Below are 13,482 nucleotides of genomic sequence, written 5' to 3'. Positions count from 1 at the left end.
AATTCAGATAAACATCAGGATTGTATTTTGGCAAAGATTCAGGCAATTCGCGGAATGAACGACATTCTGCCGGAGCAGACGCCGGTATGGCAGTATGTTGAGCGCAGTGTCCGGGAGGTACTGGGGCAGTACGGATATCAGGAAATCCGTATGCCGGTGGTGGAGCAGACCGAACTGTTCAAGCGATCGATCGGCGAAGTTACCGACATTGTAGAGAAAGAAATGTATACCTTCGACGACCGGAACGGCGATAGTCTGACCCTTCGCCCCGAGGGTACCGCTGGCTGTGTCCGCGCCGCCGAAGAGCACGGGCTTCTTTTTAACCAGACCCGCCGGCTCTGGTACATGGGGCCAATGTTTCGTCACGAACGCCCGCAAAAAGGCCGTTATCGTCAGTTTCATCAGATTGGGGTCGAATGCTTTGGCATGGCAGGCCCTGATGTCGACGCCGAGTTGCTGGTTCTGACTGCCCGATTGTGGAAGGCGCTGGGCCTTTATGGCCATGCACGCCTGGAGATCAACTCCATAGGCACCAGCGAGTCCCGGAAAGTCTATCGGGCAGCGCTGGTCGAGTATCTGTCCCTGTTTAAAGACGAGCTGGATGAAGACAGCAAGCGTCGTCTCGAAACTAACCCGCTCCGGATTCTCGATAGCAAGGATCCGGGCACTCGCAAGATACTTGAGGGTGCACCGGGCCTGGGCGATTACCTGGATGACGAATCCCGTGACCACTTTGACCAGCTCAGAGCCATGCTGGATGCGGCAGGCATTGCCTACACCGTCAATCCGGCGCTTGTTCGAGGGCTGGATTACTACGGTAAAACCGTGTTCGAGTGGATTACAGACAGCCTGGGCGCGCAGGGGACTATCTGTGCCGGCGGTCGTTACGATGGGCTGGTCGAACAGTTGGGCGGAAAACCCACGGTTGCTGTTGGCTTTGCCATGGGGCTGGAACGCCTGATCCTGCTTCTGGAAACCCTGGGTCTGGTACCCGGGCATGTTCACAACAGGGCAGACGTTTATGTAACGGCCATGGGCGACACTGCCGTAGCACCAGCGATGGCCCTTGCCGAATCACTTCGGGATCAGCTCCCGGGGCGCACGGTTGTCAGCCACTGTGGTGGCGGCAGTTTCAAGAGTCAGATGAAAAAGGCCGATCGCAGCGGCGCCAGCTATGCCGTTATCCTCGGGGAAAACGAAGTGGCACAGGGCACGGCGGGGCTGAAGCCTCTGCGTAGTGACGATCCACAGCAGGAAGTTTCCCAGCAGGATCTGGCCGGGACCCTGGCCGAATTGCTGTAATCACATCTATTAATAACAGGCAGTTTACCGAATAACAGGAGTTTTCATGGCCGAGTTGCGCACCGAAGAAGAACAGGTTCAGGCAATCAAAGACTGGTGGAAAAACAACGGAAGTTCACTTCTTATCGGCATTGGTGCCGCACTGGCCATCGTGTTCGGCTGGCAGGCCTGGCAGAACCACCAGGCCCAGCAGAGGGCCGAAGCCGCTAACCAGTTTGCAAACTTGCTGAATGCCTTCTCTTCCGGCGACGAGTCTGCGAATGAGACTCTCGGATTTGTGGCGGAAACCCTCCGCACCGAGCACAGCGACAGTGCCTACGCTATATACGGCAACCTGGTTCTGGCCCGCCAGCAAATGATCGAAAACAAAGAGCCGGGTTCGGCCATCGAGTCTCTGCAGTGGGCGTTGGACAAAGCCGCAGAGCATCCGGCGCTGGAACTGGTGATTCGTAATCGGCTGGCCCGGGCCCAGTTTGCTGCCGGTGACCATGATGCCGCGCTGAGTACGCTGGACGGCGCTGTAAACCCTGATGCCTTCGCTTCGATTTTCGCCGAACTGAGGGGTGATATTCTGTTGGAGCAGGGTGATCGGGACGCCGCCAAAGATGCCTATCTTGCTGCCCGGGAACTCAGCCAACAGGGTCGTAACGGTATTCTTGAGCTCAAGCTTTCCGATCTGGGTATCGGGGAGGAAGCCTGATGCGGTTCGGGCTTTCCGGCAAACCTTGCCTTGCCGCTCTGGTTTTACTGGTCACGGCTCTGGTGGCCGGGTGCAGCACAACCGACACATTTGAGCAGCCTGCGCCTCTGCCCGAAATCAACAGTCAGGTAACGTTGAAAACCCGTTGGTCTACTTCTGTTGGAGAAGGCCACGATGAAGAGTTTCTGCAACTGGCACCACTATATGCTGGCAAGGTGATCTACGCCGCATCTGCAGACGGGGTGCTTGCAGCGATCGGGCCGGAGAAGGGGCGCACTGTGTGGAAGCGCAAGTTCAGGGAGCGTTTCCTTGCCGGGCCCGGTGCCGATGCCCGGCATGTTTACATGGTGACGAGAAACGCGGACCTGGTGGCCTACCAGGCCGAAGGTGGCGCTGAAGTGTGGCGCGCCTCACTGCCAACAGAGGTGCTTGCGGCGCCCCAGTCCAATGGCAACCTGGTGGTAGTCCAGACCACCGACGGCCGCGTTCTGGCTTACAATACTTCGACTGGCGAGGCACTATGGCAATATGAAGCCCAGGTGCCAGTGCTCACCGTGCGCGTTGCGGCTGCGCCTCTGGTTGGTGCAGATGTCGTAATTGCAGCCTTCTCCAATGGTCGCGTTATCGCGCTAACGGCCGGAGACGGGCAGCCTGTGTGGCAGTACGAAGTCGGGCAACCTCAGGGGCGCACAGAACTGGAGCGACTGGTGGATATCGGCGATCAGCCGCTGGTTCTCGATTCGGCACTTATGGTGGTGGGATATCAGGGCAAGCTCGCACTCATCGATATTCGCACCGGGCAGGAGATCTGGAGCCGTCGGGCCTCGAGTTTTCAGTCGCCGGGGCTTGCTAATGGCAACATTTTCCTGGCCCTGGCGAACGGTGATGTCGTGGCGATGCGGGGCAATGACCGTCGTGAACTTTGGGTGCAGGACAAATTGGCGTGGCGTCAGCTGACCCGGCCTGCGATTGCCGGTGAGTATCTGGTTGTTGGCGACTTTGAGGGTTACCTTCACGTGCTTGCGCTTGGCGATGGCATGCTGAAAGGTCAGATGGAATTTGATAGTGACGGTATCCGCGTACCGGTTCAGGTTATTGAAGATGGTAACCTGCTGGTATTTGGTAATAGCGGAAAGCTCGCACGCTTGGGCCTGGTCGAAGAAGACTAAGTAGCCCGTAATTTTTACGCCCGGCCCAGGCATATGCCTGCGAGGCCGGGTTTCCGGTTTCTTGAGTAGCTGAAATTATGACTCCAGTAATTGCCCTGGTGGGCCGCCCGAATGTGGGAAAGTCCACCCTGTTCAATCAGATGACCCGTTCGCGGGATGCACTCGTGGCAGACTTTCCCGGTCTGACCCGAGACAGAAAATACGGAGAGGGGCATTACGAGGGGCAGAAGTTTATTGTCATCGATACCGGTGGTCTGACCGGTGATGAAGCTGGCATTGATGCTGAAATGGCTCGCCAGTCCATGCAGGCGGTGGAAGAGGCAGACATCGTTTTGTTTCTGGTGGATGGCCGGGCCGGGCTGACCGCCGGAGATGAGCTGATTGCCGACTTCTTGCGGCGTTCCGGTAAGCAGGCTCACCTGGTGGTCAACAAAACCGACGGACAGGATCCGGACGTTGCAGCGTCTGATTTTTATCGTCTGGGCTTCGACTCGCCCTTTCTGGTTGCCGCATCCCATAACCGGGGTATCCGATCTATGTTGGAGGTGTTGCTTCCGGAGCCGGAAAACCCCGAAGAGCAGGATCGCGCGGATCGTTATCCCGGTATTCGTATCGGAATTGTCGGGCGGCCCAATGTTGGCAAGTCGACACTGGTTAACCGAATGCTGGGTGAAGACCGGGTCGTGGTTTACGACATGCCGGGCACGACCCGCGACAGTGTTTACATTCCCTATGAGCGCCATGGCCACCAGTACACGCTGATTGACACAGCGGGTGTCCGCCGCCGTAAGAATGTACGTGAGGCAGTAGAAAAGTTTTCTATCATCAAAACCTTACAGGCCATTGATGATGCTCATGTAGTGATTCTGGTTATCGACGCCCGTGAAGGGCTGGTGGATCAGGATCTTCACCTGATCGGCTTTGTGCTTGATGCCGGGCGTTCTCTCGTGATTGCCGTGAACAAATGGGACGGCATGGATCCTGAGGATCGCGAGCGGGTGAAGGAGCAGGTAGCCCGTCGCCTGGATTTTCTGGATTACGCCGACAAGTACTATATTTCGGCATTACACGGCACCGGTGTGGGCACCATGTATGAGTCTGTTCAAGATTGCTACGATTCGGCCATGGCCAAGTGGCCGACCAACCGGCTAACCGCAATACTGCAGGATGCGGTTGCCCAGCACCAACCACCGATGGTGCATGGCCGGAGGATCAAGCTTCGTTATGCTCACCAGGGGGGATCCAATCCGCCAGTGGTTGTGGTACACGGTAATCAGGTAGATTCGCTGCCGGGTGCGTACAAGCGCTATCTCGAGAACATATTCCGTAAGGTGCTTAAGGTGGTGGGTGCCCCCATTCGTTTTGAGTTCCGTGCGGGCGAAAACCCCTATGCGGATAAAGTGGATCGGCTTACACCGAGACAGAAAGTTAAAAAAGACAACGACCTGAAAAAAGGCCGCCGGATCAAGAAGACGCGCCAGAAGAGCGTTAAGCGCTGATCTGGCGGTCGGTTCTTGCTCAGGGAACCGCTCAGGCGGTTCCTGCATCCTCTACCTGTTTGGCCTGCACCGCCGTCAGCGCGATGGTAAAGACAATGTCTTCCACCAACGCGCCTCTGGATAAGTCATTTACCGGTTTTCTAAGACCCTGAAGCATAGGGCCGACACTGACCACATTGGCGCTGCGTTGTACGGCTTTGTAGGTGGTGTTGCCGGTGTTGAGGTCGGGAAAGACAAACACTGTTGCCTTACCTGCCACCTTGCTGCCCGGAGCCTTCGATTTTCCGACGCTTTCAATCGCCGCGGCATCGTACTGAAGCGGCCCATCGATCAGCAAATCCGGCCGCCGTTCCCGGGCAATGCGGGTCGCTTCCCGTACCTTGTCGACATCTTCGCCGGAGCCTGACTCGCCGGTGCTGTAGCTGATCATGGCGACGACCGGTTCTATACCAAAGGCCTCTGCAGACTGGGCGCTTTGGATAGCGATATCCGCCAGTTCTTCGGCGTTGGGGTCGGGATTGATGGCACAGTCGCCGTATACCAGAACCTGCTGAGGCAACAGCATGAAGAAGACCGAGGAAACCACCTTGGCGTTATCGTGGGTCTTGATCAGCTGCAGGGCAGGGCGCACCGTGTTGGCGGTCGTGTGAATGGCGCCGGATACCAGGCCATCGGCCTGATCCATGGCAACCATCATGGTGCCCAGAACAACGTTGTCTTCAAGCATGGCCTCGGCCATGTCGGGCGTCAGGCCCTTGTGCTTGCGCAGCTCGACCATGGGGGCAACGTAGCGCTGGCGAACCTCGGCCGGATCGATAATTTCAAGATCGCCCGGAACCTCTACACCCAGAGACGCGGCCACCGAGTGGATTTCGTGGGGCTCACCAATGAGAACGCAGTGCGCCAGCCGACGCTGGTGGCAGATAATCGCAGCCTGAATCGTGCGCGGCTCACAGCCTTCCGGGAGGACAATGCGTTTGGCCGCAGCCCGGGCCCGTTCCGAGAGCTGATACCGGAAGGCGGGAGGTGACAGGCGGCGTTGCCGCTGCACTTTCAGGTGCTCCTGAAGCCACTGGGTATCGAGCTGCCGGGCGACGGTTTCCATAGCCTCTTCGATTCGCTCCGGATCGTCGATTGGAATTGCCGACGACAGATTAGCCAGCCGCTGGGCGGTTTCGTAGGTATTGGTTTCCGCACTGAGTACCGGAAGCCCGGTGTCGAGTGCGCGCCGGCAGAGGTCGATTACCCGTTCGTCGGGCATGAGGCCGCCGGTCAGCATCAGGCCTGCCAGAGGCACGCCAGTCAGGGCGGCCACGGCTGTAGCAACGACAATGTCTTCCCGGTCGCCGGGTGTCACCATCAGTGTGCCGGGTTTCAGGGTATCTGTCATATTGCGAATACTGCGCGCGCATACGGACACCCTCTGTACGCGACGACTGAGCATCTGCCCTTCATGCAATACCGGTACGGCCAGTTCCCGGGCTACGTCCGATACTCTTGGCGCCAGCAGTTGGGGTTGCCAGGGCACTTGTCCGAGCAGCTGGAAGCGGCCACTGGAAAACACCTTACAGCCAGAGTGGTAGTCGGGCACCTCGGCGCACTCCGGCGGTTTCTGATCCAGACCAAGCCCGGAGGCCTCGGGCTCACCCACCTTATTCAGGATAACGGCAATGACATCCGGGTCGCTCGGGGCTGCAAATAAGCGCCCCGAAAAGTCCAGTTCGCCGTCCAGCTCTGCCGGGCTGCAATTCTGTGGCGTGCTTACCAGAATGACTTCCGAACCGAGGTTGCGGGCAACTTCGACATTCAGGCGGGCAATGTAAGCCTCGCTTCTATCGGGAACTAACCCTTCGATGATGACGACATCCACGTCGCGGGCAACCTGCTGGTATTCACCAACGATGGTCTCCATCAGCAGATCGGCTTTGCCATGATTGAGTAGCTGTTGAGCCTGCTTTAGCGGAATGGGGTCCGGTGGCGTGAAATGGCTGCGTGCCTTGAGGAATTCAACCGAGGAATCCCGGTTGTCGTTGTGCAGGGCTTCGCCACGATGAACCGATTGCCGGAAGGGCTTGTAGAAACCAACGCTGACGCCTTCCCGTTCCAGTGCCCGGAACAGACCCAGACAGACCGAGGTCAGGCCGGAGTCAAGGGAAGTGGGAGCCAGAAAAAGACTTTTAGCCATGTGTATTCCAAAGTGCGTTGCAGATAAATAAATCAGTTGGTTGCCAGGCGGGCAGCTTCCCGAGCAATCACCAGTTCTTCATTGGTGGGAATAACCAGCACCGGGTAGCGGGAATCCGCGGCATTGATCCGGCCATCGCTCCAACGACCGTGGTCGCGGTTCAGGTCCGAGTCCAGCTCTATGCCAAGCAAGCAAAGGTGCTTCGCGGTCTCCCGGCGAATGCGCGCGCTGTTTTCTCCTATTCCGCCGGTAAATACCAGCGCATCCAGGCGGCTCAGAGATGCCGTCATGGCACCTATGTAGCGGGCAAGCCGAAAACAGAAAACCTCAATGGCCAGCTGTGAAGGTTCGTGGCCGTGGTCTGCAAGATCACACAGGCTGCGCATGTCGTTGGTCTGGCCGGAGAGGCCGAGAAGGCCGCTTTCATTGTTCAACACCCGATGTGCTTCGCGGGCACTGATTCCCCGGGCCGCCAAAAAATCAAACAATCCCGGGTCAACATCGCCGCTTCGCGTGCCCATTACCAGGCCCTCCAATGGCGTCAGGCCCATGCTGGTATCGACGCTGAGCCCATCTCTAATCGCGGTGATGCTGCAGCCGTTGCCCAGGTGTGCGGAGATAATGGACGTGGTGGCCGGTGTTTTGTCGAGCAGGAGGGATGCTTCGTGAGCCATGTAGTAGTGGCTGGTGCCATGGAATCCATAGCGCCGGACACCCCAGTCCCGATAGTAGTGATCCGGCAGGGCATAGCGGAATGCGCGTTCGGGCAATGTTTGATGGTAAGCGGTGTCGAACACGGCCACCTGGGTAATGGTTGGAAATAACGCCTGCATGGCCTGAATGCCAGCCAGATTTACCGGGTTGTGAAGGGGGGCCAGTGAACTGCAGGACTCGATGGCTGCGATGGTTGCGTCATCGATCGGCGAGGCCTCGCGGAAGGTTTCGCCGCCATGTACCACCCGGTGCCCGATAGCGATCGGATCGCGGGTCATCAACTGGCGCTCCCGAAAGGCATTTACCAGTGCCGCCAGTGCCTGTTTATGATCTGCGTTTGCCGACAGCACGACCGGATCGTCAACGTTTTTGATCCGGGCGAAAGCATCAGTATTGTTCAGGCGCTCGGCAAGGGCCGAAGCAATCTTGTTGTAGTTCTGGTCAAATAAAGCGAGTTTCAGCGACGAACTGCCGCAATTCACAACCAGTATGGTGTCTTCCATTGTTCAGCCGTGTTGCTTACGAGAAGGCTCGTTCATTGGTTTCGAGCCAGTGAATGAAATCCTGTTCGGTCATGGGCCGACTGTAGAAGTAGCCCTGGGAGTAATCGCAATTTTCTGTTTTCAGAAAGTGAGTCTGATCTTCACTTTCGACGCCTTCAGCAATGACATCCAGGCCAAGGCTGTGAGCCATCTGGATAATGGCGCGCACCAGCGAGGCATCCTCTGCCTCTTTGAGCACGTCCTGGACAAAGGACTTATCAATCTTCAGTGAATCGAAGGGGTAGCTTTTCAGGTAGCTGAGTGCCGAGTAGCCGGTGCCGAAGTCGTCAACGGACAAACGGATACCCCCGGCATCCAGTTGCTTTAGAATCTCGGCGGTTTCGATGGAGTTGTCGAGAATAAGTCGTTCAGTGATTTCCAGCTCCAGCAGTTCCGGGCGTAGCTCACTGCTCCAAAGGGCATGCATCACGATGTCGATGAACTTGGGATCCCGGAACTGGCGGGGTGATACATTTACGGCAATGCTGATGTCCCGGCCGGTCAATGCTTGCCAGCTTTGGGCGGCCTTGCAGGCCTCGTTGATCACCCACTCCCCAATCGGGATGATCAGGCCGGTTTCTTCAGCCAGCGGAATGAAGCGATCCGGCATAACAATTCCTAATGCCGGGTTGTTCCAGCGTAGCAGAGCTTCCGCACCAACCAGGTTGCCGCTTCGGGTTTCCACAATGGGCTGGAAGTGAAGTTCGAGCTCTCCCAGTTCGAGGGCCTTGCGCATATGGGATTCCATTTGCAGGCGCTCGTGGGACACTTCGGTCATTTCCGGGGCAAAGCGCGCGTAAGAGCTCTTGCCCTGGTGCTTCGCCTGGTACATAGCTGCATCGGCATGCTGCAGGAGGTTGCTGCTGTTGTCGGAATCTGTCGGGAAGATGGCGATACCGATACTGGTACTGACGAATACTTCCTGGCCATTGAGGATAAAGGGCGGCGTAAAGGTTTTCAGGATACGTTCAGCCACTTGGTTGGAGTCGCCGGGCCCGGCCAGGCCCGGAAGTATAACCAGGAACTCATCGCCGCCAAGCCGGGCAACCGTGCTTGCGCCCCGCAGGCAGCTGGATATCCGGCGTGCTGCCTCTACCAGCAGGGTGTCGCCAGCATCGTGCCCCAGGGTGTCGTTGATGTGTTTGAAGTTGTCCAGATCCAGAAACATCACGCCGACCTGGCTTTCGTCCCGGCGAGCCTGCGCCAGTGCCAGTTTTAGCCGGTCCAAAGCCAGCATCCGGTTAGGCAGGCCAGTCAGTACGTCGTAGTTGGCCTGCCGCAAGAGTTGCTGTTCATAGCGTTTACGAATGCTGATGTCTTCACCAAGGATCAGGTAACCGCTGGACTCGCCAGCTTTGTCCTTGATCGGTGTTACAACGATCTGTTCCCAGTAGCGGTCGCCATTGCGGCGCACGCTGTTGACTTCGCCCTGCCATACGCCAACCCGCTTTACCTGCAGGCGGATGCCTTGCCAGAGTTGGCCGGCTTCCACCTGGTCGACATTTGGAGCAATCAGGGCCGACGGATGCTTGCCTATGATTTCTTCGGGCTTGTGCCCGGTCAGTTGGCTGAATTTATGATTGGCATACTCGATGTGCCACTGCCGATCGCAAATCAGCACAGAAGAAGGGCTCTGTTCGATCGCTTCGGAGAATTTCCGGATTTCTGCCTCATCGCGCTCGCGCCGTGCAACGTCGTTGTTCAGACGCTCACGCATCTGGTTGATGGCGTCGGTTACCATGCCCAGTTCGTCAGAGCGGTAAGCGGCGGTGTCTGGGCGGTGGAGTATCAGGGGGCGCGACAGGGTTTCCAGCGAGAGGTCACGAGTATAGTCGGCCATGGCCGCAAGGTGCCGGGTGACAAGATGGCGAAAAATCCAGAACACCAGGATCGATACGAAGAAGACGATAAAGAATTGGGTGGCAAGAATGAGGCCTACCCGCCGGCGCAGGTCGCTGTAGAGGCCTTGCAGGTTGGCCGTCACGGTGAGTTCGCCCAGCCGGAATTCGTTGCCGTCTACATGGACAAGGTCAAAGTGGTGGGTGAGTACGTCTGCTCCGCGGGGGAGAGTGCCCATCACCACTTCTGAGCCGGGTTCGATACGCAATCGCAGATGGTCAATGTAAGGAAGGCTTAGGATGCCCTCCATCTGGGTTTGCAGGTGCTTCTGGTCGAGGGCCCAGAGGCTCTGGGCAAGACTTGAGCGGTAACCGGATTCTATAACCCGCATGCGCTCTCTGATTTTGTCCAGATCTTCCTGGTAATCGATGTAGATCTGGGCGCCGGAGGCGAGCAGGCTGAAGGCTGAACTGAACAGAAGAATCCAGGCCACAAGCCGGAGCGACAGAGGCGATGCAGAGCGCAGTCGTTTCGGGCGTGTCGCGTTGACGGTCATAGATTCGGCTTGCTGTGCTGAAACATAGGTATTTTGCATAGACTTTAAGGGCTCGCTCCGTGAGACCAGCACTTTGGATCCGTTGCCTACGACTATAGCAGTAGTCGATTTCAAATGCCCTGCAAACTCAGGAAAAATCGACGGAAATAAGTCGAGAATGAGGAGATGGTCATAATCAAGGAGGGGGCTTGATGCAGATCAATACAATGCCAGAGGCGTGCAGGTAACCTGAGTTTAATCAATTATGACTGGCACAGGAGAAGAGCCATGTATATGGATGCTGTGGTTATCGCAGGTGTTGCAACGGTATTACTAATGATCGGTTTCTTTGTCGGCGTTGGTATTTTCGTAATGAAAGACCAGAAAGCCCACGGGGGAAAAGGCAAAATCCACCATAAAGGTAATGGTGGATAGTATCGACGGAGATTGAAAATTGGCGTCCCCTAGGGGGTTCGAACCCCTGTTGCCGCCGTGAAAGGGCGGAGTCCTAGGCCACTAGACGAAGGGGACGCAACGTTTTCAAAAGCTTGCCTCGTCGAGGTGGTGCGTATACTAAGTAAGGGTCTCGGGGCTGTCAACGTTTTTTTTCAAAAAAATTATCCCACACTTTGTTCGAGTGCCTCGTCCAAACCTGCATAGTGAAAGTGGAACCCCTGCTCAAGCAGTTTTTCCGGAATGGCGCGCTGCCCTGTCAGCAATAGCAGCGACATTTCACCGAGCGCGAGCTTCAATGCTGGCGCGGGGGCTGGCAGTACCGCTGGCCGGTGAAGAACCCTCGCCAGTGTTCTGGTGAACTCGGCGTTGGATACAGGGTTGGGGCTGACCATGTTGTAGGGGCCTTCGGCGGCGTCAGTTTCCAGCATCCAGAGCAAACCGGCTACCACATCCTCCCTGTGCACCCAGGGCATAAATTGCCTGCCGTTGCCGAGCTTTCCGCCCAGCCCCAGCTTGAACGGCAGTAGCATGCGTTGCAGGAACCCGCCGTTGCGGCCGGTCACTATTCCCGTGCGCGACAGGCAAACGCGAACTCCGTCGCTTGCCAGTTCCATCGCGGCGTTTTCCCAGTCACGACAAAGTTGATGGGTGAATTCGTCGTTTGGCGGCGTTCGTTCCGTCACTTTTCGCTCGCCCTGATCGCCGTAGAACCCGACAGCGGAGCCGGATACCAGCACGTCTGGCAGTTCGCCCCAAGTACGCACCACCTGAACCAGCGATTCTGTCAGGCCGATCCGGCTGTCTCTGAGAGCCTGCTTGCGGCTGTCAGACCAGCGGCGGTCTGCAATGCCTTCACCGGCCAGGTTGATGATTGCGGAAAAGCCCTGTGCTCCACGAACCTCGTCGAGTTTGGAAATTGCGTCCACCCGGCCGCAGATGGCGCGAACGGCATGGCTGGGTTGCCGACTGAGCACGGTAAGCTGATAGCCTTTTTCGATCAGTCGGGCACACAGCACCTGGCCAATAAAGCCGGTGGCTCCGGTAATGAGAATTTTATTGTTCATTGCTGCCTCCTGAATATACTGAACCGGCGCCGCGCACGCTGCCTGTCAGGCCCTGTCGAGCTCTTCCTGAACCACGTCCCGTATGGCGAGCCCCAGTTTCGGGTTCATGCCGATGGGATCCGACAGGCTGATCCGAACATTGTGCTCGGCTTCCAGCCGGTCAATCATCGCCGGTACATCTTTACGCAGGTGTCTGCCTGCGGCCAGAAACAAAGGCACCACGGTAAAGGTATCCACGCCCTTTGCGGTATGCTCGGCAACGATGGCGTCAAGTGATGGTTCGGCCAGCTCCATGTAAGCAATGCTGGCGTTTTCGATGGCAGTTGTTGTGGGCTCGGCCAAGGTTTCAAACGTGTCACACCAGCGGCTGTCGCTGCTGCCGTGGGCCAATAGAATAATGTGGTGCTTGATGCTCATGGAGTCTCCGGGTTGGTCGCTTTGCTGGCCAGCGTCGTAATCTTGTTAGCGGCAGGCCTGTGTGTGGTTGCAAACTAACTGTATCAGGGAGTTATCAGATGTTCGATTGGAAAGAGCTTCTGGATTTCTGGTTTGGCGAATTGGATGAACGGGGGTTGCCCGACAAGGCTCATCGTGACAAGTGGTTTCGGAGCGACCGGGCATTCGATCGGGAAGTTCGCCGGCGTTTTCTGTCTCTGGTGGTGTTTGCCTCCGAGGAAGGGCTGGATCAATGGCGGGCCAGCCCCGGCGGTGCTCTCGCCGAAATTCTGTTGCTGGATCAGTTCACCCGAAATATATTCCGGGGCGGGGCATTGGCGTTTGAGCACGACCGGCTTGCCCGGAGCCTGTGTCGGGGCGCAATGAATCGGGGGCAGGATCTGGAATTGCCGCCGATACAGAGGGCTTTTCTTTATATGCCCCTACAGCACTCGGAGAGGCTGGAGGATCAGAACCTGGCGGTGGATTGTTATCATCAACTGGTGGCTGTGAGTGATGGTGTGCTGGGGGGCTTTCTCCGCAGCTTTCTGAAGTCGGCAGAAGACCACCGTGATATTGTGCGGCGCTTTGGCCGCTTTCCTCACAGGAACGCTGCGTTGAAACGGGCATCGACGCCGGAAGAGGAGGACTATCTAAAGGGCGGCCCCAGGTTTGGCCAATAGTGCCGGAAAGAAAGTTTTCTTTTTTTGAAAAAAAGTGTTGACGCCCCCGGAGTTATCAGTAGAATACGCCGTCGTTGAGAGGCAACAACCTCACAGCGCTTAGCGGGAATAGCTCAGTTGGTAGAGCACAACCTTGCCAAGGTTGGGGTCGCGAGTTCGAATCTCGTTTCCCGCTCCAATTTATGATCTACAGACTTCCACTGACGTCTGTAAGTCGTTGAAAAGAGGGCCGAAAGGCCCTTTTTTCATTCCAGCAAAAGCCATGGAAATCCACTGACAGCCAGCGTTTTTGAGGCCAAAATTGAGGCCAAAGAATGCGGGTGGTGCCGGTTCCGGATTGTTGCTGGGGTTGGGCGGGA

The 13,482-nt window shown here is 57.0% G+C and carries 11 protein-coding genes and 2 tRNA genes; 7 read left to right on the top strand and 6 right to left on the bottom strand.

Translation table 11 applies throughout. The features are described from left to right. Window positions 1-24 precede the first annotated feature (24 nt). The 4 genes from hisS (at window position 25) to der (ending at window position 4,670) form a co-directional block, all read left to right on the top strand. Window positions 25-1,302: a histidine--tRNA ligase gene (gene hisS / locus C7H09_RS13835; RefSeq protein ID WP_206074333.1), complete on the top strand. Its 1,278-nt coding sequence runs from the start codon at window positions 25-27 to the stop codon at window positions 1,300-1,302. A 46-nt stretch (window positions 1,303-1,348) separates the two neighbouring features. Further along, window positions 1,349-2,002, top strand: coding sequence for a YfgM family protein (locus tag C7H09_RS13830; RefSeq protein WP_106763624.1), 654 nt, complete (start codon window positions 1,349-1,351; stop codon window positions 2,000-2,002). Further along, window positions 2,002-3,171 carry an outer membrane protein assembly factor BamB gene (bamB, locus tag C7H09_RS13825; RefSeq protein ID WP_106763621.1) on the top strand — a complete coding sequence of 390 codons (1,170 nt, stop codon included), beginning with the start codon at window positions 2,002-2,004 and terminating at the stop codon, window positions 3,169-3,171. Before C7H09_RS13830 ends, bamB begins: the two co-directional genes overlap by 1 nt. A 77-nt stretch (window positions 3,172-3,248) precedes the next feature. Then, entirely contained in the window at window positions 3,249-4,670 is a 1,422-nt protein-coding gene (gene der / locus C7H09_RS13820) for a ribosome biogenesis GTPase Der (RefSeq protein WP_106763618.1), read from the top strand. 31 nt (window positions 4,671-4,701) lie between these two features. Here der and pta read toward each other — a convergent pair whose 3' ends face one another. From pta to C7H09_RS13805, 3 genes are read right to left on the bottom strand one after another with little or no spacing between them, the layout of a single operon-like run. After that, the gene (gene pta / locus C7H09_RS13815) at window positions 4,702-6,855 is read right to left on the bottom strand and encodes a phosphate acetyltransferase (RefSeq protein ID WP_106763615.1); all 2,154 of its coding nucleotides are present in this window, start codon (window positions 6,853-6,855) and stop codon (window positions 4,702-4,704) included. A 32-nt stretch (window positions 6,856-6,887) separates the two neighbouring features. Beyond that, window positions 6,888-8,072 (bottom strand): acetate/propionate family kinase, encoded by a 1,185-nt coding sequence (locus C7H09_RS13810; RefSeq protein WP_106763613.1) that lies wholly within the window; start codon window positions 8,070-8,072, stop codon window positions 6,888-6,890. A gap of 16 nt (window positions 8,073-8,088) precedes the next feature. Then, window positions 8,089-10,506 (bottom strand): bifunctional diguanylate cyclase/phosphodiesterase, encoded by a 2,418-nt coding sequence (locus tag C7H09_RS13805; protein WP_240616590.1) that lies wholly within the window; start codon window positions 10,504-10,506, stop codon window positions 8,089-8,091. A gap of 267 nt (window positions 10,507-10,773) precedes the next feature. Here C7H09_RS13805 and ccoM point away from each other — a divergent pair, with 267 nt between their 5' ends. Continuing rightward, complete coding sequence (gene ccoM / locus C7H09_RS19895; RefSeq protein WP_165794831.1) at window positions 10,774-10,920, top strand: cytochrome c oxidase subunit CcoM; 147 nt, start codon at window positions 10,774-10,776, stop codon at window positions 10,918-10,920. A 20-nt stretch (window positions 10,921-10,940) separates the two neighbouring features. On the opposite strand, the gene C7H09_RS13800 is transcribed toward ccoM, so the two are convergent. From C7H09_RS13800 to C7H09_RS13790, 3 genes are all read right to left on the bottom strand, one after another. Next, a tRNA-Glu gene (locus C7H09_RS13800) sits at window positions 10,941-11,016 on the bottom strand. 86 nt (window positions 11,017-11,102) lie between these two features. Next, window positions 11,103-12,005 carry a TIGR01777 family oxidoreductase gene (locus C7H09_RS13795; RefSeq protein WP_106763607.1) on the bottom strand — a complete coding sequence of 301 codons (903 nt, stop codon included), beginning with the start codon at window positions 12,003-12,005 and terminating at the stop codon, window positions 11,103-11,105. A gap of 45 nt (window positions 12,006-12,050) precedes the next feature. Beyond that, window positions 12,051-12,422, bottom strand: coding sequence for a sirohydrochlorin chelatase (locus C7H09_RS13790; RefSeq protein ID WP_106763604.1), 372 nt, complete (start codon window positions 12,420-12,422; stop codon window positions 12,051-12,053). 98 nt (window positions 12,423-12,520) lie between these two features. Between C7H09_RS13790 and C7H09_RS13785 the strand changes: the two genes are divergently transcribed. Both C7H09_RS13785 and C7H09_RS13780 read left to right on the top strand, forming a co-directional pair. Beyond that, window positions 12,521-13,123 (top strand): DUF924 family protein, encoded by a 603-nt coding sequence (locus C7H09_RS13785; protein ID WP_106763601.1) that lies wholly within the window; start codon window positions 12,521-12,523, stop codon window positions 13,121-13,123. Window positions 13,124-13,225: 102 nt separating this feature from the next. Further along, window positions 13,226-13,301 (top strand) — tRNA-Gly (locus tag C7H09_RS13780). Window positions 13,302-13,482 lie beyond the last annotated feature (181 nt).

It is taken from the genome of Marinobacter fuscus (assembly GCF_003007675.1).
In the GTDB taxonomy this organism is placed as follows: Bacteria; Pseudomonadota; Gammaproteobacteria; order Pseudomonadales; family Oleiphilaceae; genus Marinobacter; species Marinobacter fuscus.
This window is presented reverse-complemented; position numbering and strand designations above follow the sequence as displayed.